Source organism: Epibacterium sp. ABV4_022 (assembly GCF_056159345.1).
The window spans coordinates 433,076-454,254 of record NZ_JBSWVA010000001.1 but is presented as its reverse complement, the minus strand read 5'-3'; the positions used below and the strand labels follow the sequence as shown (position 1 = coordinate 454,254).

Here is a 21,179-nt window from a genome sequence, read left to right as displayed (position 1 = left end):
CGCTCCTGTTGTCTGTGTCAGCCCTCCGCCATGTGACAGGCGACTCGGGTTGTGCCAATCCTGCGCATCTCGGGGCGTTCTTGTCGACAGATGTCACCGGCCAGCGGGCAGCGCGGGTGAAAGGCGCAGCCGGGCGGCGGGTTGATCGGATCGGGGATCTCGCCCTCGGGCGGGGCCACCTCGCGGCCAAACCCATCCATACGCGGCGCGGCTTCCAGCAGCATCTGCGTATAGGGGTGTTTGGGGCGCTCAAACAGCTCGTCCGGCGCGCCCTCCTCAACAAGACGCCCGAGGTAGAGCACCCCGATCCGGTCCGCCATATGCTGCACCACCGTCAGGTCGTGGGTGATCAGCACATAGGTCAGGCCAAAGTTGTCCTTGAGGTCGCTCATCAGGTTCAGCACCTGCGACTGCACCGACACATCCAGCGCCGAGGTGGGCTCGTCACAGACGATCAAACGCGGCTCGGAGGCCAGCGCGCGGGCAATACAGATCCGCTGCCGCTGCCCGCCGGAGAACTCATGCGGAAACTTGCCCGCGTCCTTCACCGAGAGACCCACCTGTTCCAGCAGGCGTTCGGCCAGCCCATCAGTCTTGCCACCACGCGCCGCCACGGGTTCGACGATGATGTCACGCACCCGCCAGCGCGGGTTGAGCGAGGCATAGGGGTCCTGAAAGATCATCTGGATGTCAGAACGGATCGCATCGACCTTGGCGGCGTCTGTCTCGTTCGCCAGATCAACACCCTCGATCTCCACATTGCCGTCTGAGGGATTCAAAAGCCCCACCAGCATGCGGCCAATGGTGGATTTGCCGGACCCGGATTCGCCGACCAGCGCATAGGTGGTCTGCGGCTCGACCTCGAAATCCACATCTGACACAGCGGTCAGAAAGGCCTTGGGTTCACGTTCGATCACCCGGTTCAGCCAGGGTTTGGACACGTCAAACACACGGCTCAGGTTCTTGACGGAGACAAGCGCCATCAGGAGGCCTCCTCATGTTGTAGCGGGAACCAGCAGGCGGCAGCCGCGCCATCGACCTTGGGCGCAGGTGCCTGTCGGCATTTGTCGGCCACGCGCGGACAGCGCGGATTGAAGGCACAGCCATCGGGCACCGCATCCAGACGCGGCATGGCGCCGGGGATCTGGTGCAGACGTTTCTGGCCACGCGATGCGAGCGGTGTCGAGGCCATCAACCCATGGGTGTAGGGATGTTCCGGCGCGGTGATCACATCGCGCACCGGGCCAAGCTCGGCCAGCCGCCCGGCATACATCACCGCCACACGATCTGCGGCCTCGGCAATCACACCCATGTCGTGCGTAATCAACATCACCGCCGTGCCCCGCTCACGACAGAGCCGTTTGAGCAGCGCGATGATCTGCGCCTGTACGGACACATCAAGCGCGGTTGTCGGCTCATCCGCAATCACCAAGGACGGCTCGGCACAGAGCGCCAGCGCGATCACCACCCGCTGGCGCATGCCGCCGGAAAATTCGTGCGGGTAGCTGTTTACACGTTTGGCGGCACCGGGAATACCGACTTCCTCAAGCGCGGCCACGGCACGTTTCTCGGCCTCGGACTTGCTGATCGGCAGATGGGTCAGCATGGTCTCAACCAGTTGATCCCCGATCCGCAACAGCGGATTGAGCGAGGTCAGCGGGTCCTGAAACACCATGCCGATTTCCTTGCCCCGCAAGCGGCGCAGCGCGTCACCTTTCAGGGTGTCGATGCGTTTGCCATTGAGCCAGATCTCACCAGAGGAGACATGCGCCGGCGGATTGAGCAGGCCAATGACGGCATTGCCCGCCATCGACTTGCCGGCGCCACTTTCGCCAACGATGCCGAGGATCTCGCCCTTGGCAATGTCATAAGAGACGCCATCGACCGGTTTCAGAATGCCGTGGCGGGTTGGGATTTCCACACAAAGGTTGCGGATGGACAGAACAGGGTCAGCCATTAGCGAAGCCTCGGGTTCAGGGCGTCACGCAGCCAGTCGCCCAGCAGGTTGACGCTGAGCGCCAGTCCCAACAGCGTGATCGCAGGGAAGAGAAGAATCCACCATTCGCCAGAGAACAGGAAGCCCTGCCCGATGCGAATGAGTGTACCAAGAGACGGCTGGGTCGGTGGCGCGCCCACCCCGAGGAACGACAGCGTCGCCTCGGCAATGATCGCCAGCGCCAGCGAGATGGTGGCGATGACCAAGACCGGCGACAGCACATTGGGCAGGATGTGCCGCAACATGATCGCACCGGAGCGTCGTCCGATCAGCCGGGCGGCCTCGACGTATTCCTTGTTTTTCTCAACAAGGGTCGCGCCCCGCACCACACGGGCAAACTGCACCCAGTCCGACAGGCCAATCGCAAGGATCAGCACCCAGATCGCCATCTGATCGCGGTATTCCACCGGGGTGATGCCCTTGGCGACACCAAAGATCAGCATCGCCACAAGGATCGACGGAAAGGTCAGCTGCACATCGGCAATCCGCATGATCACCGTCTCAACCCAGCCACCGAGGTAGCCGGACAACAGGCCCAGCGTGATCCCAAGCACCATGGCGAACAGAACGGCGGCGACGCCAACGAACAGCGAAATCCGCATACCATAAAGGATGGTCGAGAATACATCGCGGCCCTGATCGTCGGTCCCCATAAAGAACGTCTCGCCGGTGAAGTCATTGGGCGACATCGGCGGCGTGAAGCCGTTCATCAGGTTGAGCGAGGCCGGATCAAACGGGTTGGTGGGCGCGATCAGCGGCGCAAAGACCGCCGAGAGCACCAGAACCAGAACCACCACGGTGGAGACCACCGCCACGGGCGAGCGTTTGAAGGTATAGAACAGATCGCTTTCCAGCGCGGTGCGCAGGCGCGATTTCTGGGCGGGGGTAGATGTCTCGGACATTAGTGACCTCCCTTGCGATCAACGCGCAGACGCGGATCGATAAAGAAATAGAGGATATCGACGATCAGGTTGATGCCGACGAACATCACCGAGATCAGCATCAGATAGGCTGCCATCACCGGGATATCGACGAACTGGATCGCGTTGATGAACAACAGGCCGACACCGGGCCACTGGAACACCGTCTCGGTGATGATGGCGAATGCGATGATCGCGCCCACTTGCAGGCCGATCACGGTGATCACCGGCACCATCGTATTCTTCAGCGCATGACGGAAATGCACGGTGCGATCCCGCAGGCCTCGGGCACGGGCAAAGCGGATATAATCCTGCCGGAGCACCTCCAGCATTTCCGAGCGCACCAGCCGCATGATGAGCGTCATCTGATATAGCCCCAGAGTGATCGACGGCAGGATCAGCGCCTTGAGGCCGCTTGCGGTCAGGATCCCCGTGCTCCAGCCGCCAAGGTCGACCACCTCGCCGCGCCCGAAACTCGGCAGCCAGCCAAGTTCCACAGAAAACAGATAGATCAGCAGGATACCAATCAGGAAGGTCGGCAATGACACCCCGATGAGGGAGCCGGACATGATCAGATTGGCCGTGATCCCGTTTCGCTTGATGGCGGTAAAGACCCCAAGCGCGATGCCGAATATGATTGCAAGAATGCCAGAGACCGCCGCCAGTTCCAGTGTCGCAGGCGCGCGTTCCATCAGGATGTCGATAACCGGGCGCCCCTGCCGGTAGCTGACCCCGAAATTGCCCTGCACGGCGTTTTCCAGAAACCGGTAGTATTGCACCACAAAGGGCTGATCGAGGCCAAGTTGTCCGCGCAGCCGTTCGATGTCCTCGGCGGTGCGTTCCTGGCCCAGCATGTTGTCGATCGGGTCACCGACAAAGCGGAACATGGCAAAGGCCACGAGTCCGACGATAAGAAGAACCAGCGCGGATTGGGCCACGCGCCGGATGATATAAGCGAGCATATCCGTGCTCTCCTGTGGGTGGATGAAGGGGGCCGAGACCCCCGTCTGCCTTGATGAGCGGCGTTAGTTAACGGAGACCCAGCGCAGAATAAAGAAGTTATCCGGCCTTTGGGTCAGGGTGACGTTGCTGCCGGTGCCCCAGACCAGCGGTTGCACATAAAGCGGCACATAGGCGGTCTCGTCCTGCAAGACCTGCGCCACCTCATCGAGCATCCCCTGCCGGGTCGGCTCGTCGATCTCGGACTGGATCTTGGGCAAGAGCGCGTCCACGCGCGCGTTGGAATAGCCGCCAAAGTTCCACGAACCGAGCTTCTTTTCCTCATTGGGGGTTGCCGCAAGGAAGCGGATCGGGTGTTCCGCATCAAAGGTGCCCGGCGACCAGCCCAGAAGGTACATGTCATAGTTTCCGGCCCGCAGTTCTGGCCAGTAATTCTGAACCGGCATCGCATCCAGCGTTGCCTTCAGTCCCACCTGCGCCAGCATGGCAGTCACAGCCTGACAGACCGCCTCATCATTGAGATAGCGGTTGTTGGGGCATTTCAGACCAAAGGAGAACCCACCCGGATAGCCTGCCTCGGCCAGCAGAGCCTTGGCGGCCTCCGGATCATAGGCAGGCGCATCCGCAAGCACCTCGGAATAGCCCCGCATGGCGCTGCTCACCAATTGGTTCACTGGCTCGGCATTGCCACGCATGATGGTGCGCAGGATCGCGGGCACATTGATGGCATGGGCCACGGCCTTGCGCACGCGCGCATCAGCGAACGGGTTGCCCTCGGTTTCGGCGGAATAGTTCAACGCCTCCGCCTGATGCGGGAAGCCCAGCATTATCACACGCGCCTCGATGCCCTGCACGACTTTCACATCCGGGTTGCCTTGCAGGCGCTGAACGTCCTGAATGGGCACCGGGTTGATCATGTCAACATCCCCCGACAGCAGCGCCGCAAGCGCTGTGGCCGGGTTCTGGATCGGCGTCATTTCTGCGCGGGTGATGTTGTGTTCGGGCTCACCCCACCAATCCGCAAAAGGCTCCAACACTGTGCGCAGGCCCGGCTCGCGGGTTGTCACACGAAACGCGCCGGTCCCATTGGCATTGAGCGTGGCAAAGTTGCCGCTTTCCTTGTCGGGGCGGCTGGCGGCATTGGCCTCGGCCCAGCCGCTGTCCATGATCATCCAGTTGGCGATGCTGTCGGGAAAGATCGGGTTGGGAGAATGGGTCAGGAAATCAACGGTGTAGTCATCGACCCTCACCACATCCGAGACCGGCGCAAACCAGCTGGCCGTGTCCGATTCCGGGCTGGATGCGCGCTCATAAGAGAACACAACATCCTCTGCGTCAAAGGTGCTGCCGTCCTGAAACGTCACCCCCTCGCGCAGGAAAAACCGCCAGCCTTCGCCCTCGCCGATCGGCTCCCAGCCGGTGGCCAGCGCAGGCTCGATGCTCATGTCCCTGCCGCGCCGCACGAGTCCTTCATAGACGTTGTTCAAAAACCCCAAAACGGGGGTGGAGTTGACCGCGTGCGGGTCCATCGTCTGCGGATCGGTGGTCACCGCCCATGAAAACTCCTTGGCCTGAGCGGCAGGCACTAGGGCTGCGGGGAGACAGGCTGCCGCGCAGGCAGCGGTGCGTAAGAGACGGAGCATCGGGAAGTCCTTTCCGGTCAATGCGCGTGTCGCCGGGATGCATATGCGCCCCGGCGACATTGGCATGTCATGCAGCACACCGGGCATGCCGGTCCGCTGCGACAGAGATCAGTTCATCTTGAAGTATTTGACCTTCGGCTGATCTTCGGGATCAACCGCGATATCGACCTTTTCGGACATGCCCCAGTTCAGCACCTGATGGTGGATCGGGATGTAGAGCTGCTCGTCCTGAACCACCCGCCAGATGTCGGCAATGTCCTGATTGCGCGCGTCCAGATCAGTGTTCGAGGCCAGCGATTTGATCTTCGCGTCCAGCTCGTCATTGTCGTAGCCGGTGCCGTTCCAGGTGCCGATGTCGCTCTCACGACCGTGCACAAGGAAGTTGAACACATACTCGGAATCGTATGTCGGCACGCCCCAACCCAGCATGTAGAAGTCGGTCTTGCCATCGGTGATCAGCGGGAAGTGCTGCGCCTTGGGTTTGGCGTCGAGGTTCACGGTGATGCCGATCTGACCGAGCATGCCAACGGCGGCCTGACAGATCGGCTCGTCGTTGACATAGCGGTCGTTGGGGCAGTCCAGACGGATCGAGAAACCATCGCCGTACCCCGCCTCAGCCATCAGCGCCTTGGCACCTTCGATGTCGGTCTTGGATTCCGCGTCCATCTCTTCGGTCCAGCCGTTGACGAACGGCGGTGCGATCATGCCCGCAGGCTGGGACTGGCCGCGCATCACGACCTTCTGGATCGCATCGCGGTTGATCGCCATCGACATCGCCTTGCGCACGCGCACGTCCGCCAGCGGGTTCTTGCCGTCCACATTGTCGGCCTCGATGTCATCGGCGCCCATGTTCATGCCAAAGAAGATCACCCGGTTCTGCGGTGCCTGGCGCACCATCAGGCCATCGGCGCCATTGACGCGGTCCAGATCCTGCACCGGCATGTCCTGAAGGAAATCAACTTCGCCCGACAGAAGCGCCGCAACACGGGTCGCGGGGTTCTGGATCGGCGTATAGACGATTTCGGTTACCTCAAGCGGGAACTGGTCCTTGCCCCAGTAGTTCTCGTTGAGGGTCATCACGGTTTTGACGTCCGGCTCGCGGCTTTGCAGCACATAGGGGCCGGTGCCGTTCGCATTGGTGGTGGCATAGGTGATCTCGCCACCCTCAAAGTCCTGCACGTTGACGGTGTCGTTGGCCTCGGTCCAGCCCTTGTCCATGATGAACAGGTTGGTGAGGTTAGACGGCAGGATCGGGTTCGGCCCGTCGGTGACAATCTCAACGGTCAGATCGTCAACCGCGCGCACCTCGGTGATGGAGCCGATGAGCTCCTTCATGTCGGAGTTTTCCTGCTTGGCGCGGGTGAAGGAGAACACCACATCCTCTGCGGTGAAGTCTTCGCCGCCGTGGAATTTCACACCTTCGCGCAGCTTGAACACCCAGACGTTCGGATCGCCCTCTTTGGGGGCCCATTCGGTCGCCAGTGCAGGTTCGAACGCGCCGGTCACATCACGGATGATGAGCGGTTCATACATCTGGTGGCGGATGGTATGCGTCGGCCCTTCGTTCTGGGCGTGCGGGTCCAGCGTCAGCGCGTCGCCGGAGCGCGCCCAGCGCAAGGTTTCCGCGCTCAACGGCGCGGCCGACGCCAAGAGAAGCGACGTCAGTGTCAGTGCAGTAGTGGTCTTCATGGGACCCCCCTCGTCGTTTTTTATCAATGTCTGTCAGCCGGTCCGACCTTGCGGCCCCCGGCCCATACGGCGCAGTCTTGGCGAACACCCAGGGTTTGACAAGACCGCAACGCCAGATTGGATAAAATATATTTGGTGAATATATTTTAGGCGATGGTCAAGCCATCAGCCTCCCGAAAAAGCTGGAAAATCGCGTGGTGATCCCGGGTTCCCGACCCCGGATCAGGGCCGACAACCGTCGAAGTCTGACAGGCGCAGCGCGACCCTGCCTATGCTTCCTGTGATGCGTGCCGCGTGGTGGCTTGCGGCACGATTTCCATTGGCGCGGCGCAGATCTGCCAGACCTGGCCGCGCAAACAAGAATCATTGCCGGGGCAACACCCGTCGCCCCGCGCGCGCCAAATCCCCCGGGTCAGTCTGCCGGGCAGGGCTGACCCGCAGCGCCCCAAAGCGCCATATCCTCGACATGCTCTTCCAATGTGCGGGGCGCGGGTTCACGGTCTCCACCCGGCGACCACCCCCAGGCCACTGGCCCGTTGAGGCTGGCGTCATGTTCCAGATGCTCAACGAGTTCGCGCCAGTCGCGTCCGCCGTTGCGCTCCGGGTCCTTGAGCTGCGCACAGATCTCGGCGCGCGATTTGCCGAACCATTCGAACTCCACCGGGGCCAGCTGCCACGCAATACCAAAGCGCGGCGCGGCGTGTGGTGCGGTGTCGAAATCATCCGAAGTCACATGGCAGGTCTGACAGGGCAGGAACTCCGCCCCGATCCGGCTCTCACCGGCATTGATGTGCATCCCATGCGGGCGCGCCTCACCGTAGCTTGGCCCGGACCACATCGGGATATTGTCCGCGCCCACGTGGCAATTGGCGCATCTGGGATGGGTCACCACCTCATAGATGCGTTCAAATGCCGCCTGCCCGTCTGCGCGACTAATGCTGCCCTCGTCTGGCAGGGTCAGCGCACCTTCGGCAAGGGCTGCGCCCGCGATAGAAACCGCGGCAAGGATGACAACGCTCTTTTGCATGTCCCGGCCCTCCTCAGACGAAATCGATATGTTTGTTCAGCGGCAATTCGCGGATGCGTTGCCCGGTGGCGGCAAAGATCGCATTGGCCAGCGCCGGGGCAGCAGGCGGCACAGCCGGCTCGCCCACCCCCCGGATGCGGCTGCCGTTGCTCAGCGCGCGCACCTCAATCTGAGGGGCCTGATAGAGCCGCATCCCCTCATAGGCGTGATAGTTGGTCTCAAGCGGGGCGTGATCCTCATAAGTCAGCGCGCAGTTCATCGCGTGCCCCAGCCCAAAGATCACCCCGCCAAAGACCTGCGCCTCCAGGTTTGTGGGATCAAGCACCTCGCCCACATCCACCGCCACATAGACCTGATCGATGCGAATGCCCGCCTCCGTCTGCGTGACCTCGATGACTTGTGCGCAGGGCACCCCAAAGGACATGCAAAACCCTACGCCACGTCCGCGCCCCTTACCGATAGAGGGACCATCCCAGCCCGACATCTCGCCCACGGCCTCCAGCACCTTGCGCGCAGGCTCATGCAGACACAGGCGGATGCGTTCGGCCAGCGGATCGGCCCCGGCGGCGTGGATCAACTCATCCAGGAAGCTATCGTGGTAAAACCCGTTGCCCGACGCCCCGACCGACCGCCAGGACGACACTGGCACCATGCTCGGCGCGCGATAGCCGGTGACACGGTAGTCGGGAATATCAAATGGCTGATCCCACGACCCGGTGGTGATCGTCGCATCGGGGCCCGGCAGACTCATCCCGCTCAGGCGGCCGAACCACTCCGGGGCCATGGCCGATTGACTGACCGAGAGGTCAAAGGCCACCACCTTGCCATCTGCGACCTTGCCGCGCCCTGCGGCAACCGAGGCCGGGCGCGGGTAGTCGTGGCTCATATCCTCTTCGCGGCTCCATGTGAGTTTCAGATGCCGCCCCGGCACCGTCAGCGCCAGTTCCACCGCCTGCTCCACATGGGTCATCTCCAGCCGATGACCAAAGCTGCCGCCCATGGGCAGCACATAGACTTTCACGGCCTCAGGCGCGACGCCCGCAATAGTGGCGGCGCGGTCGCGGATGAACAGCGGGATCTGGGTTCCGGTCCAGATTTCCACCTGCCCGTCCAGCACCCGCACCACCGCGTTCATCGGCTCCATCGGCGCATGGGCGAGGTAGGGAATGCGATAGCGCGCGTCGATAATCTCGCCCGCCTCCAGTGCGGCGTCCACATCGCCCTCATCGCGCTGGCAGTGGTCATAGCTGTCGGGATCGCCCAGCGCCTGTTCAAGCGCGGCAAATATCCCGTCCGAGGTGCCGGGATAGTCCGGCGCGCTCCACGCGATCTCTAGCGCCTCTGCCGCCTGAAACGCACGCCAGGTATTGTTGGCAATCACACCGACACCGTTGCTGACCGGCAGGATTTTCTCCACCCCGCGCATCCCCTCTGCCGCCGAGGCATCAACACGCGCGCCCGCGGTGCCAACGGCAGGGTTGGCGCGCACGGTGGCATGCAGCATGTCCTGAAATTCCATGTCGATGCCGTAGACCTCAGTTCCGGTGCATTTGCGCAGCATATCCAGACGCGGCAGATCGGGCTTGCCCAGATAGCGCCACGCAGAGGCGGGGCGCAGGGTCACATCCGTGACCGGGTCAATCTCTGCCGCCTCTGCCGCCAGATCCGTATAGGCGATGGAAGAGCCATCCGGCAGGATCACCGCGCCATTCTCGGTCCGCAGATCCCCACGGGCCACGCCAACCCGACGGGCCGCGGCCTCTTTCAGGGTTTCACGCGCTGTCGCCCCCGCCATGCGCATCCGGTCAAACCCATCCGGCACGGTGGACGACCCGCCAGTCATCTGGATCGACAACAGTTTTGCCGGGACCGACATGAAGTCACGCAGGGTGTCGGCCACAAATCCTTCCTTATAGGCTGGGATTGGCACCCCTTCGCCCAGCACCGTGGCGTTGTAATAGGCCTGCCCCGGCATCCCCGGTGTGATGGTGGCGGTGGCTGGATCGATGTCCAGCTCCTCAGCGATCAGATAGGCTTGGATGGAATAGGCGCCCTGCCCCTTGTCCGCGCGCGGCGTGATCAGGGTGATGCCATTGGCGTCGATTTTCACAAAGGGTGTGATCGCCGCCTCACCGTCTTTGAGATCATCAAGCAGCGGATTGGGGATCGACTTTTTCGCCATATAGACACCAAAGGCCACGCCCCCGGCGATGGCAGCAGACCCAATCAGGAATGTACGACGGGCAATTTTTCCAGCACGACTCATGGCTCAGGCCTCGCTCAATTTCTGCGCAGCGTCATGGATCGCCGCCCGGATACGGGGATAGGTGCCACAGCGGCAGAGGTTCCCCGACATCACCGCATCAATCTCTGCATCCGTAGGCGCTGGGTTCAGGTCGAGCAAAGCTGCCGCCTGCATGATCTGGCCCGATTGGCAGTACCCGCACTGCGCCACCTGATGCGCCACCCATGCGGCCTGTACCGCATGCAGGCTCTCGGGGGTGCCCAGCCCCTCGATGGTGGTGACCTCGCCCTCAAGATCGCCAACCGGCAACTGACACGAACGCACCGCCATCCCGTCCACATGCACCGTGCAGGCCCCGCATTGGGCGATGCCGCAGCCGTATTTCGGCCCCTTGATGTCCAGCTCGTCCCGCAGCACCCACAACAGGGGCATCTCGGGTTCGACATCGACCTCATGCTCGGTTCCGTTGACGGTCAGCTTCATGATCTTTCTCCGTGGCAGCCGCTTAAGGCCCACCCTAAAGCAACCGGGACGCAGAAACAGTGGCACATCGTGCCAATCCTCACGACTTGGCGTCACCCAGAGCAAGTGCCGCGTGATCCGCACTGCTTATCACGACTTCAAAAATTACGAATTCAAACGGCGTTTCAATACGTTGACAGAAATCCCGCGGCGGCGCATCTAAGGTGCGAACGATCCTCGCGCAGACAGTCTCGGCGCGCGCACCACCACTGACCCACCCACTGCTCCGCCCGGCTCCGACGCGGATCGTGCAGCACATCCGGTGCTGGCGACCGGTTCGGTGCGGCCAGAGCCTGTCACAAGGCCCCAGCCATGACCCAGAACAACGGATCCGAAAAAGCACCTTCCGCAGCCGCCGGTGGCTGGGGCGCCCTCAAGAGCGTCGGACGTCAGTTGATGGGCAGCGGCAAGCCCCTGTCCGGTGCGCGCACCATGCTGAAGGCCAACCAACCCGATGGGTTTGACTGCCCCGGCTGCGCGTGGGGCGACCCCGAACATGGCTCCTCCTTCGAGTTTTGCGAAAACGGGGTCAAGGCCGTCGCATGGGAAGCCACCCGCGACCGGGTGACGCCCGCATTCTTTGCCGAACACAGCGTGAGCGAGCTGCGCACATGGTCAGACTACGCGCTGGAAAAACAGGGCCGCCTGACCCACCCCATGCGCTATGACGCCGACAGCGACCGCTATGTCGAGGTCACATGGGACGACGCTTTTGCCGGGATCGCCGCGCGCCTCAATGCGCTGGATGATCCCAACCGGGCGGAGTTCTACACCTCCGGTCGCGCCAGCAACGAGGCGGCGTTTCTTTATCAGATGTTCGTGCGCCTTTATGGCACCAACAACTTCCCAGATTGCTCCAATATGTGTCACGAGGCCAGCGGCGTTGCCCTTACCGAGGCCATCGGCATCGGCAAAGGCACCGTGCTTTTGGAGGATTTCGAGAAGGCCGATGCGATCTTTGTGGTCGGTCAGAACCCCGGCACCAACCACCCGCGCATGCTTGCTGATCTGCGCGCCGCCACCCAGCGCGGGGCACGGGTGGTGGTGTTCAACACCCTCAAGGAAAAGGGCCTGCACCGTTTTGCCGACCCGCAAAACAAGCTGGAGATGATCCGCGGCGGCTCCGAGGCAACCTCGACCGACTATTACCGCCCGCGCCTTGGCGGCGACATGGCGGTGTTTCGCGGCATGGCCAAAGTCGTTCTGGCCGCCGAGGAGGCCGCACAGGCCACCGGCCAGCCCGCAGTGCTGGATCACGCCTTCCTGAGCGCGCACACCGAAGCGTTCGAGGCCTACCGCGACGCGGTGAACGCCACCTCTTGGGACGAGATCGAAGACCAATCCGGCCTCAGCCGCGACCAGATCACAGAGGCGGCAGAGATCTATCTGGCCTCTGATCGCGTCATCACCACATGGGCGATGGGGATCACGCAGCACCGCCATTCGGTGCCGATGATCCGCGAGATTGCCAACTTCATGTTCCTGCGCGGCAATGTCGGACGTCCGGGCGCGGGTCTGTGCCCGGTGCGGGGCCATTCCAACGTGCAAGGCGACCGCACCGTCGGCATCAATGAAAAAGCCCCGGCAGCCCTTCTGGATGCGATGGAGCGCGAGCTGGGCGTGGCGATGCCGCGTGACCGTGGCCACAACGTCTTGCAGGCGATCGGTGCGATGCTGTCCGGCGACGCGCGCGCCTTTATCGCGCTTGGCGGCAATTTTGCCCGCGCCACCCCCGACAGCGCGCTGATTGCACAAGCGATGCAGAACCTTGATCTGACGGTGAATATCGCCACCAAGCTCAACCACGGGCATTTGCTGCCGGGCACGCACAGCTACATCCTGCCCTGTCTGGGCCGCACCGAAATTGACAAGAACGCCGCAGGCGTGCGCCAGATCGTAACCGTCGAGGATTCCATGTCGATGGTGCATGGCTCCGGCGGGATCAACCCGCCCGCCGCCAAGACCCTGAAATCCGAGGTGCAGATCGTTGCAGGCATTGCCCGCGCCACACTGGGCAATACCACCGTGGACTGGGACGCGCTTGCACAAGACAACGACAAGATCCGTGACCTGATCGCCCGCGTGCTGCCGATCTTTGGCGATTTCAACACCGAGGTGCGCAAACCGCGCGGCTTCCGTCTGCGCAATGGCGCATCAGAGCGTGAATGGAATACCCCCGCCGGGCGCGCAACCTTCTCTGCCGATCCGCTGCCCGAGCAGACCGAATGGCAGAACCTGCGTGGCGAAAACCGGCGATTTGTGCTGCAAACCTTCCGCTCGCACGATCAGTACAACACCACCGTCTACGGCATGGATGACCGCTATCGCGGCGTTTACGGCGAACGCAACGTGGTCTTTATGCACCCCGATGACATCGCCGCACTGGGGGCCGAACCCGGTGATGTCATGGATGTGGTGGGCCTGCACGAGGATGACGTGGACCGCATCGCGCCGGGGTTCCGTCTGGTGGCCTATGACATCCCCAAGGGCTGTGTTGCGGGCTACTATCCAGAGCTTAACGTGCTGGTGCCGCATCAGGTCTTTGGCGACAAGAGCTTTACGCCTGCGTCCAAATCCGTGCCCGTCACCTTTCGCCCCAGCGAGACGCCCGCATGATGGCGCTCATCGAGGCTCTGGTCGCCGACCACCCGGAGGCGCTCTCTCCCCTCGGGGCCGGTCTGATGACAGCGGCGCATCTGGGGATCGCGCATGACAGCCGCAGTTTTGCGCGCAAGTTCGGCCTTGCCCATGCGCTGGTGCTGCGTGAATGCACGCTTTTGGCCCATGAACACGATCTGCTGACGGTCGAGAGTCGGGGCGATAAATCCCAGCGCCTGTTCTACCAACTCAGCGATACCGGCCGCGCCACGGTGGAGCGGGCCTGCGATGACACTGACAACACCGCCCACCTGAGCGCGGCAGGCTCAGCCAAGGAGTACGCCTCATGACCGCGCCGCTGCGCCATCCCACGGCCCCTGCGCATTTCACCGCGCATCGCCACGAAGGGCTGATCGTCTCGGCGGATGAGGTCGCGCCCCACAACCGCGATCTGGCCGAAGAAACGCCAGTTGCCATGGTGTTTGACGGCTCCAGCGCCGCCGTGATGATGGCCAGCCCCTCCGACATTGAGGATTTCGCCTTTGGCTTTGCCCGCACCGAAGGGTTCATCACCAGCTTTGACGATGTGCGCGAGTTTGAACAGGTTGCGCATGACAGTGGCATCGAGGCACGGTTCTGGCTGCGCGAGGATCGCGGTGCCGCGATTGCCAACCGCCGCCGTGCCATGGCGGGTCCCATTGGCTGTGGCCTCTGCGGCATCGACAGTCTGGAACAAGCGCTGCGCCATCCGCGTGATGTGTCGGATGTGGCGCTGCGGTTTCGGGCTGCTGCGATTGCCGCCGCGCCCAGTGACCTCGCCCGCCACCAGCCCTTGCACGATCAATGCCGCGCGGTACATGCGGCAGGGTTTCTCTGCCCCGATCATGGCCTGATTGCAGTGCGCGAGGATGTGGGACGTCACAATGCGCTCGACAAACTCATCGGCGCGCTGCTGCGACAAGGGATCAACCCGGCCAGCGGTGCCTTTGTGATGACCTCGCGGATCTCGGTGGATCTGGTGCAAAAGGCGGCAGAAGTGGGGTCAGGCATGATGATCGCCGTCTCCGCACCGACCTCGCATGCGGTGCGGTTGGCAGATCGCGCAGGCATGACCCTTGCCGCGTCAACACGCGGTGGGCGCTTTGCCCTCTATACGCATCCGCACCGGGTCGTCGCATAACCGGGTATGCGCATAACCGGGTGATTGCAAAGGGGTGGCACAGCCGCACGCCCATGCGCCCGGCCATGCCCTTTGGCAAACCTTTAGCCAATCACGGGTGACGCCGCGCTCAGATCGGATTTGATGCGGATCATATCCGTCAACATCTGCCCTGGCTGCTTCAAATCCACCGGCGCATCGATCAGCGCCGCCGGGATCGAGGTCGCCGCCTCCAACGCCTCATCCAGGGACACACCGCATTGGCTGGTCAGCACCCTGAGCGCCGTGGTCAGATCCAGATCCGCCCCGGCCAAAGTGCCATCAGACAAGCACAACCGCCCTTCGCTTCGGGTGATCCGGCGTCCTTCCAGACGGAACTCGCTATCCGCCGTGCCCGCAACGGCCATGGCGTCAGACACAAGGAAAATCCGCCCCGGCCCGCGCCGTTTGGCCAGCCACGCCGCGCGGAGGCTGGCGGGGTGCACATGGATGCCATCCGCAATCAAACCCGCCGACAGCTCTGCGGTGTCCAGCACCGCCCCCACCAGACCCGGCGCGCGATTGCCCAACTGGCTCATGGCGTTGAACAAATGGGTCGCACAACCCGCGCCCGCCTTGGCATAGGCGACACAGGTGTCAAAGGGCGCATCCGTATGGCCAAGCGAGACCAGAACGCCCGCCTCCACCATCCGCGTCACCTGTTCAGGTGTGACATTCTCCGGTGCAATCGTGACCTTGAGCTTGGGCAGCAGGGCCGCCGCCTCGCAGATCGCGCTCAGGTCGATTTCATCCATCGGACGGATCAAGGCTGCGTCATGCGCCCCCTTGCGCGCGACCGACAGATGCGGCCCTTCCAGATGCAAACCGCCAAAGCCACGCACCCCGGCCTCATGGGCATCAATCCCAGCCGTCAGCGTCGCGCGGGTCTTCTCGGCGGTATCCGTGATCAGCGTTGGCAGGATCGTGGTCGCCCCCAGACTGCGATGCGCATCGCAAATTGTCGCAATCGTCTCGACGTTCGGCGCATCGCCCAACATCACACCACCGCCGCCATTCACCTGCAGGTCGACATAGCCGGGCGACAGGATATCGCCGCCCAGATCGATCATATCACCGCGCTCTCCCAACTCCGTCAGCGGCACCATCTTCGCGAGCTGACCTGCGCGAAACTGTGCTGCATAGCCTTGCCGCAGACGTTTGCCGTCAAAGATCGGCCCACCCAGAAAGGTAATCAGCCGCTGCATCATACGGTTTCCGTAACCTTGTTGAGGTGGCGCGGTGCATCCGGGTTCACGCCGCGACGCGCAGCCACGGCTTCGACCATGCCGTAAAACGAGACAATCGACGAAATCGGATCGGTTATCCAGTGATCGGTGCGCACATGCGGCAGAACGTCTGCGCCTTTGGCCTTATCGGTGGTGGCAAAGACACGCGCGCCCTTATCGGCCAGCGCCTGCACCATATCCCCAACGCTTTCCTCGGCGGCGTCAGCCGCGGCAAAGGCGATCACCGGGAAATTTTCACCCACGATCGACACCGGACCATGCAGCACCTCCGCCGCAGAATAGCTCTCGGCGTGGATCTGGCAGGTCTCCTTGAACTTCAGCGCCGCCTCGTTGGAGATCGCCCAGCTTGGCCCACGCCCCAGCGTGTAAAGCGACTGACCGTCGATGGCCTCAACCGCCGCGCTCCAATCGCAATCCTTTGCCTTGGCCAGATATCCGGGCAGTTTGCGGATCGCATCCAACAACTCTGCGTCCTGTTTGATTTCAGCCAGCAGCCAAAGACCCGCCACCAACGAGGTGACAAACGTCTTGGTGGCCGCAACACTCAGCTCAGGGCCCGCGTGGATGGGCAGCACCGCCGCCGAGGCCTCCGCCAGTGGCGAGGTCGCGTCATTGGTGATCGCAACCGTATAGGCCCCCTTGTCTCGGAAGGCGGAGGTCAGTTGCACGATGTCCGGGCTTTTGCCCGACTGCGACACCGAAATGCTCAGCGCACCCGCGCAGTTCAGATCAACACCGTAGATGGATTTCACCGACGGCCCCACCGACGCCATCGGCAGGCCCAAGAGCAATTCGCTGGCGTATTTCAGATAGGTCGAGGCGTGATCCGAGGAGCCGCGCGCCACCGACAACAGATAGCTCGGGGCGAGGTCACGGATTTCAGCGGCGGTGGCCGTCACCGCGCCCGTGCCTTCGCTCAGAAGGCGTTCGACCGCGTCGGGGATTTCGTTGATTTCACGGCGCATCTGCGTTTGAGGAGCGTTCATGGTTCAAAACCTTTCACTGGGCAGATCAGTCATTGAGGGAAAGTAGGAGTAAGGCAGGTCGCAACGGCTGAGGCTCAGCCCGACAGTTGCAACTCCGCGACGAAGTCATAGGCGTCACCGCGATAAAGCGAGCGCGTCAATTCCGCGACCCGGCCATCTTCGAGGAAAGACAGACGCTGAATGCGCAGCCCGGCGGTGCCTTCGGCCACGTTCAACAGGTCTGCCTCCGTCGATTCCAGATTGATGGCAGAGATTTTCTGGATCGCGCGCACCGGGCGGTGGCCGATCAGACCAAGCGTTGCATAAAGCGAGGTGGTCACCTCCAGCGGGTTCGGCAGAATACTGAGCGGCAAGGCCGCACGCTCCAGCGCCATGGGCTGACCGCCCGCTTCCCGCAGACGATAGATCCGGGCCACCGAGTCCTCGGCGCCCAGCCCCAACACAGAGACCTCTTCTTCGGTGGGCAGGAAGACGCCGCGCTCCAGCCATTTCGAGGTGGTCTCCAACCCGCGTTGCTGCATATCCTCGGTAAAGGACGTCAGATGGCGCAGCGATTGTTCAACCCGCGCGGTGCTTTCGCGTACAAAAGACCCAGACCCCTGTCGCTGTTCGATCGCCCCCTGCTGCACCAGCTCATGCATGGCCTTGCGCACGGTGACGCGTGACAGATCGGTGATTTCGGCAATCTCGCGCTCGGGCGGCAGGGAACTGTTGGGGGGCAGCACACCGGACTGGATGGCTTCTTCGAGGCGGCGGCGCAGCTGCACATAGCGCGGTCCTGCGCCCTGATCGAACCAGATGTCGGGTTTCAGGAATTCAGTGATGGTCATCCCGCACCTCCCGTGCGAACTCATGCGCCAGCGTAATCGCCCCGTCGAGCGGCGTGCCCCGTGGCGCGATGCAGGCCTCCTGCATGGCCGGTGGCAGATAGGGCAGGAACTGCGGCGCAATCCCGCCGGTCAGGCACAACGGCAATCCGGCCTTCCACCCCATCTTGTGCAGCGTCGTGGCGATCTCATGCGCAGCATCCGTTAGGATCTCTACTGCCAGCGGGTCGCCCTTGGCGGCAAAGGCGGTGACATCCGGAGCCACCCGGCCAAAATCCGCAGGCCGCGCCTTGACCGCAAAGGCGACAATCTCTGCCGAGCCGCCAAACCGCTCCAGAAGCTGCGCCCCCAGGTCCGAGGACTCGCGCAGGCGATCCACTTCCTCAAGCGTGCAGGCCAGCGCGCGTCGCCCCACCCACTGCGCCGACGCCGGATCGCCAAGCACCGATCCCCAGCCCCCTGCGAATCGGCTTTGCCCCTCGATCTGCGCGGCAAAGAACGACCCGGTGCCACAATGGGCAATGAGTCCATCACTGCCGCCCAATGCGCCGCTGAGTGCGGTAGGGCGATCATCGGTCACGCGCACCAGCTGAAAAGGCAGCGCATCCGAGAACCGCGCGGCGATCTGCGCGCCTGTCACCCCGGCAATTCCGATATAAACCGGGCACATGGCCAGCGCCGCGGCGCTCTGGCCTGTCGCCTCAGCCAGTTGGTCAAGACCGTCGCGCACCTGCGCCACAGCCCCCGCCATATCGGTGGAAATATTCGCCGAGCCGGTCTCTACCGTGATCACCGAATCCCCATCGGATAGCGCCAGCCGACACCGCGTACCGCCACCATCGAGAGCCAGAACAGAGGTTTTCAATGTGTCCGTCATGAAAATACCAATACGATACCAAGGCGGTCTTTGAAAGATGAAATCCGTACCAAATTTGCGGATTGGGCCATAAATATCGGCAAAATCGGGATTTTTACGTGATGAATTCAAACCTTTGAACGCAACTGGAACGCAAAGGTAGACAAAAGGTATCAAATGGGTATTGTTGGTTCAAATCTGGAGGGAATCACGTGTCGACCGCTGCCACGGAACAATTGCACGAAAACGCCAAAGATCTGGACGCCCGCCCACTGGCTGAGGTGGCCGAGATTTTGGCCCATGCGCAACACGATGCGTCTCAATCCCCTCTTGCCGCAACAGAGGCCATTTGCGCCGGAGCTTTGGCCATGGCGCGGGCCATCCGTGCGGGCGGCACATTGCATTACGCCGCCGCCGGCTCTTCGGGCCTGATGGCCGCGGCCGACGCCCTTGAACTGGGCGGCACGTTTTCGATCCCCGCGGCGCAACTGCGCATCCATTTGGCCGGCGGCATGCCCACCGGGGTCGAGATGCCCGGCGGCACAGAGGATGAAACCGCAGAGCTGGAACGCGCCCTCGCAGAGATCGGCCCGGATGATGTGCTGATTGGCGTCTCTGCCAGCGGCACCACGCCTTATACGGTTGCGGGTGCAAAGCTTGCAAAGACACGCGGCGCCTGCGTCATCGGCATCGCCAACAACGCCGGGTCTGCGCTGCTGAACATCGCCGATCACGCGGTCCTGCTGCAAACCCCGCCAGAGGTGATCTCCGGCTCCACCCGCATGGGGGCCGGCACCGCTCAGAAGATCGCACTCAATATGCTGTCGACCCTGATGGCGGTCGATCTTGGCCATGTCCACGACGGCATGATGATCAACCTGCGCGCAGATAATATCAAACTGCGCATCCGCGCCCGCCAGATCGTGACCCGCATCACCGGTGCCATCGACGACACCGCCAATGCCGCCATCGAGGCCGCAGGCGGCAATGTGAAATGCGCCATCCTGATTGCGGCTGGCGCCACAGACCTCGCGGACGCCAACGCGCGTCTGGAGACGACAGGCGGCAAGCTGCGCCCAGCGCTCTCGTCGCTCAACACATAAGAAAAACAACAATAAATCCATTCCAATAGGAGGAAGACCCATGAAAAGTAAGTTTATGTTGGCCGCGCTTGCGGGCACCGCTCTGGTTGCCACATCCGCTTTGGCCGAGGACGTCACCCTCACCGTCGAAAGCTGGCGCAACGACGACCTGACCCTGTGGCAGGACAAGATCATCCCCGCGTTTGAAGCGGCCCACCCCGGCATCAAGGTGAAATTCACCCCCAGCGCGCCGACCGAATATAACGCGGTTCTGAACTCCAAGCTGGACGCAGGCTCCGCCGGTGATCTGATCACCTGCCGCCCGTTTGACGCCTCCCTTGCGCTCTATGAGGCGGGCCACCTTGCCGCGCTTGATGATATGGACGCGATGAGCAACTTCTCCGATGTTGCGAAATCCGCGTGGCAGACCGACGATGGCTCCGCGAGCTTCTGCGTGCCGATGGCCTCTGTGATCCACGGCTTCATCTACAACAAAGAAGCCTTTGAAGAACTCGGCCTTGAGGTTCCCGAAACCGAAGACGAATTCTTTGCCGCGCTTGAGAAAATCAAGGAAGACGGCAGCTATATCCCGATGGCGATGGGCACCAACGACCAGTGGGAAGCCGCCACCATGGGCTATAACAACATCGGCCCGAACTACTGGAAAGGCGAAGAAGGCCGCAAGGCGCTGATCGACGGCGAGCAGAAGCTGACCGACGAGCAGTGGGTTGCCCCTTATGCGACCCTCGCCAAATGGGCGGATTATCTGGGCGACGGCTACGAGGCACAGACCTATCCCGACAGCCAGAACCTGTTCACACTGGGCCGCGCGGCGATCTATCCGGCAGGCAGCTGGGAAATCTCCGGCTTCAACACGCAGGCTGATTTCGAGATGGGTGCCTTCAAGGCTCCGGTCAAATCCGCAGGCGACACCTGCTACATCTCGGATCACACCGACATCGGGATCGGCATGAACGCCTCGACCGAGCACCCCGAAGCCGCCAAGGCGTTCCTGACATGGGTGGCCTCGCCCGAGTTTGCCGACATCTTCGGCAACGCGCTGCCGGGCTTCTTCCCGCTGTCCAATGCTCCGGTTGAACTGGACGACCCGCTTGCGAAGGAATTCGTCAGCTGGCGTGGCGAGTGCGAAAGCACCATCCGCTCCACCTACCAGATCCTGTCGCGCGGCACGCCGAACCTCGAAAACGAGACCTGGGGCGCATCCGCCGCAGCGATCAAAGGCACCGAGACCCCCGAAGCTCTGGGCGCAAAGCTCCAGTCCGGTCTTGAGAGCTGGTACGAACCGCAACAGTAAGTCCCCGAAACGACACGAAGACCACTGTTGTAACACTTCCGGACGCGCCATTCCGCGCGTCCGGGACC

At 62.5% G+C, this 21,179-nt stretch carries 18 protein-coding genes; 5 read left to right on the top strand and 13 right to left on the bottom strand.

Going from position 1 to position 21,179, the window contains the following annotated elements:
- Nucleotides 1-17: 17 nt before the first annotated feature.
- The 9 genes from ACXAF5_RS02155 to ACXAF5_RS02115 form a co-directional block, all read right to left on the bottom strand.
- A complete protein-coding gene (locus ACXAF5_RS02155) occupies nucleotides 18-983 on the bottom strand; it encodes an ABC transporter ATP-binding protein (RefSeq protein ID WP_239318406.1) in 966 nt (321 codons plus the stop codon).
- Nucleotides 983-1,957 carry an ABC transporter ATP-binding protein gene (locus ACXAF5_RS02150; RefSeq protein WP_046002536.1) on the bottom strand — a complete coding sequence of 325 codons (975 nt, stop codon included), beginning with the start codon at nucleotides 1,955-1,957 and terminating at the stop codon, nucleotides 983-985. Before ACXAF5_RS02150 ends, ACXAF5_RS02155 begins: the two co-directional genes overlap by 1 nt.
- Nucleotides 1,957-2,898, bottom strand: coding sequence for an ABC transporter permease (locus ACXAF5_RS02145; protein WP_065323262.1), 942 nt, complete (start codon nucleotides 2,896-2,898; stop codon nucleotides 1,957-1,959). Before ACXAF5_RS02145 ends, ACXAF5_RS02150 begins: the two co-directional genes overlap by 1 nt.
- Nucleotides 2,898-3,878 carry an ABC transporter permease gene (locus ACXAF5_RS02140; protein WP_474945370.1) on the bottom strand — a complete coding sequence of 327 codons (981 nt, stop codon included), beginning with the start codon at nucleotides 3,876-3,878 and terminating at the stop codon, nucleotides 2,898-2,900. Before ACXAF5_RS02140 ends, ACXAF5_RS02145 begins: the two co-directional genes overlap by 1 nt.
- A gap of 63 nt (nucleotides 3,879-3,941) precedes the next feature.
- Nucleotides 3,942-5,519: an ABC transporter substrate-binding protein gene (locus ACXAF5_RS02135; RefSeq protein WP_474945369.1), complete on the bottom strand. Its 1,578-nt coding sequence runs from the start codon at nucleotides 5,517-5,519 to the stop codon at nucleotides 3,942-3,944.
- A gap of 108 nt (nucleotides 5,520-5,627) precedes the next feature.
- Nucleotides 5,628-7,208, bottom strand: coding sequence for an ABC transporter substrate-binding protein (locus tag ACXAF5_RS02130; protein WP_474945368.1), 1,581 nt, complete (start codon nucleotides 7,206-7,208; stop codon nucleotides 5,628-5,630).
- 412 nt (nucleotides 7,209-7,620) lie between these two features.
- Nucleotides 7,621-8,235 carry a hypothetical protein gene (locus ACXAF5_RS02125; RefSeq protein ID WP_474945367.1) on the bottom strand — a complete coding sequence of 205 codons (615 nt, stop codon included), beginning with the start codon at nucleotides 8,233-8,235 and terminating at the stop codon, nucleotides 7,621-7,623.
- 13 nt (nucleotides 8,236-8,248) lie between these two features.
- The gene (locus tag ACXAF5_RS02120; RefSeq protein ID WP_474945366.1) at nucleotides 8,249-10,501 is read right to left on the bottom strand and encodes a xanthine dehydrogenase family protein molybdopterin-binding subunit; all 2,253 of its coding nucleotides are present in this window, start codon (nucleotides 10,499-10,501) and stop codon (nucleotides 8,249-8,251) included.
- Nucleotides 10,502-10,504: 3 nt separating this feature from the next.
- Nucleotides 10,505-10,963, bottom strand: coding sequence for a (2Fe-2S)-binding protein (locus tag ACXAF5_RS02115; protein WP_474945365.1), 459 nt, complete (start codon nucleotides 10,961-10,963; stop codon nucleotides 10,505-10,507).
- Between the two features lie 351 nt (nucleotides 10,964-11,314).
- On the opposite strand from ACXAF5_RS02115, the gene ACXAF5_RS02110 reads away from it, so the two are divergent.
- From ACXAF5_RS02110 to fdhD, 3 genes are read left to right on the top strand one after another with little or no spacing between them, the layout of a single operon-like run.
- Nucleotides 11,315-13,618, top strand: a complete 2,304-nt coding sequence (locus ACXAF5_RS02110; RefSeq protein ID WP_474945364.1) for an FdhF/YdeP family oxidoreductase — start codon at nucleotides 11,315-11,317, stop codon at nucleotides 13,616-13,618.
- Entirely contained in the window at nucleotides 13,615-13,950 is a 336-nt protein-coding gene (locus ACXAF5_RS02105; protein ID WP_474945363.1) for a hypothetical protein, read from the top strand. Before ACXAF5_RS02110 ends, ACXAF5_RS02105 begins: the two co-directional genes overlap by 4 nt.
- Nucleotides 13,947-14,780, top strand: a complete 834-nt coding sequence (gene fdhD / locus ACXAF5_RS02100) for a formate dehydrogenase accessory sulfurtransferase FdhD (protein WP_474945362.1) — start codon at nucleotides 13,947-13,949, stop codon at nucleotides 14,778-14,780. The genes ACXAF5_RS02105 and fdhD overlap by 4 nt, the downstream gene beginning before the upstream one ends.
- 83 nt (nucleotides 14,781-14,863) lie before the next feature.
- Here the strand turns inward: fdhD and nagA are convergent, their stop codons facing one another.
- From nagA to ACXAF5_RS02080, 4 genes are all read right to left on the bottom strand, one after another.
- Nucleotides 14,864-16,006, bottom strand: coding sequence for an N-acetylglucosamine-6-phosphate deacetylase (gene nagA, locus ACXAF5_RS02095; protein WP_474945361.1), 1,143 nt, complete (start codon nucleotides 16,004-16,006; stop codon nucleotides 14,864-14,866).
- Nucleotides 16,003-17,031 carry an SIS domain-containing protein gene (locus ACXAF5_RS02090; protein WP_474945360.1) on the bottom strand — a complete coding sequence of 343 codons (1,029 nt, stop codon included), beginning with the start codon at nucleotides 17,029-17,031 and terminating at the stop codon, nucleotides 16,003-16,005. The genes nagA and ACXAF5_RS02090 overlap by 4 nt, the downstream gene beginning before the upstream one ends.
- Nucleotides 17,032-17,105: 74 nt before the next feature.
- Complete coding sequence (locus ACXAF5_RS02085) at nucleotides 17,106-17,861, bottom strand: GntR family transcriptional regulator (RefSeq protein WP_474945359.1); 756 nt, start codon at nucleotides 17,859-17,861, stop codon at nucleotides 17,106-17,108.
- On the bottom strand, nucleotides 17,848-18,735 hold the full coding sequence (locus tag ACXAF5_RS02080; RefSeq protein ID WP_474945358.1) for a glucosamine kinase nucleotide-binding domain-containing protein: 888 nt from the start codon (nucleotides 18,733-18,735) through the stop codon (nucleotides 17,848-17,850). The genes ACXAF5_RS02085 and ACXAF5_RS02080 overlap by 14 nt, the downstream gene beginning before the upstream one ends.
- Before the next feature lie 191 nt (nucleotides 18,736-18,926).
- Between ACXAF5_RS02080 and ACXAF5_RS02075 the strand changes: the two genes are divergently transcribed.
- Nucleotides 18,927-19,817, top strand: coding sequence for an N-acetylmuramic acid 6-phosphate etherase (locus ACXAF5_RS02075; protein ID WP_474945357.1), 891 nt, complete (start codon nucleotides 18,927-18,929; stop codon nucleotides 19,815-19,817).
- Between the two features lie 40 nt (nucleotides 19,818-19,857).
- Nucleotides 19,858-21,111, top strand: a complete 1,254-nt coding sequence (locus ACXAF5_RS02070) for an ABC transporter substrate-binding protein (protein ID WP_474945356.1) — start codon at nucleotides 19,858-19,860, stop codon at nucleotides 21,109-21,111.
- Nucleotides 21,112-21,179: the final 68 nt, after the last annotated feature.

Bases quoted from the DNA above. Each gene is read 5' to 3' on its own strand.
- ACXAF5_RS02140 (WP_474945370.1), bottom strand. From the start codon at position 3,878: ATGCTCGCTTATATCATCCGGCGCGTGGCCCAATCCGCGCTGGTTCTT.
- ACXAF5_RS02155 (WP_239318406.1), bottom strand. From the start codon at position 983: ATGGCGCTTGTCTCCGTCAAGAACCTGAGCCGTGTGTTTGACGTGTCC.
- ACXAF5_RS02120 (WP_474945366.1), bottom strand. From the start codon at position 10,501: ATGAGTCGTGCTGGAAAAATTGCCCGTCGTACATTCCTGATTGGGTCT.
- ACXAF5_RS02135 (WP_474945369.1), bottom strand. From the start codon at position 5,519: ATGCTCCGTCTCTTACGCACCGCTGCCTGCGCGGCAGCCTGTCTCCCC.
- ACXAF5_RS02130 (WP_474945368.1), bottom strand. From the start codon at position 7,208: ATGAAGACCACTACTGCACTGACACTGACGTCGCTTCTCTTGGCGTCG.
- ACXAF5_RS02110 (WP_474945364.1), top strand. From the start codon at position 11,315: ATGACCCAGAACAACGGATCCGAAAAAGCACCTTCCGCAGCCGCCGGT.
- ACXAF5_RS02115 (WP_474945365.1), bottom strand. From the start codon at position 10,963: ATGAAGCTGACCGTCAACGGAACCGAGCATGAGGTCGATGTCGAACCC.
- ACXAF5_RS02105 (WP_474945363.1), top strand. From the start codon at position 13,615: ATGATGGCGCTCATCGAGGCTCTGGTCGCCGACCACCCGGAGGCGCTC.
- fdhD (WP_474945362.1), top strand. From the start codon at position 13,947: ATGACCGCGCCGCTGCGCCATCCCACGGCCCCTGCGCATTTCACCGCG.
- ACXAF5_RS02080 (WP_474945358.1), bottom strand. From the start codon at position 18,735: ATGACGGACACATTGAAAACCTCTGTTCTGGCTCTCGATGGTGGCGGT.
- ACXAF5_RS02070 (WP_474945356.1), top strand. From the start codon at position 19,858: ATGAAAAGTAAGTTTATGTTGGCCGCGCTTGCGGGCACCGCTCTGGTT.
- nagA (WP_474945361.1), bottom strand. From the start codon at position 16,006: ATGATGCAGCGGCTGATTACCTTTCTGGGTGGGCCGATCTTTGACGGC.
- ACXAF5_RS02145 (WP_065323262.1), bottom strand. From the start codon at position 2,898: ATGTCCGAGACATCTACCCCCGCCCAGAAATCGCGCCTGCGCACCGCG.
- ACXAF5_RS02085 (WP_474945359.1), bottom strand. From the start codon at position 17,861: ATGACCATCACTGAATTCCTGAAACCCGACATCTGGTTCGATCAGGGC.
- ACXAF5_RS02125 (WP_474945367.1), bottom strand. From the start codon at position 8,235: ATGCAAAAGAGCGTTGTCATCCTTGCCGCGGTTTCTATCGCGGGCGCA.
- ACXAF5_RS02090 (WP_474945360.1), bottom strand. From the start codon at position 17,031: ATGAACGCTCCTCAAACGCAGATGCGCCGTGAAATCAACGAAATCCCC.
- ACXAF5_RS02150 (WP_046002536.1), bottom strand. From the start codon at position 1,957: ATGGCTGACCCTGTTCTGTCCATCCGCAACCTTTGTGTGGAAATCCCA.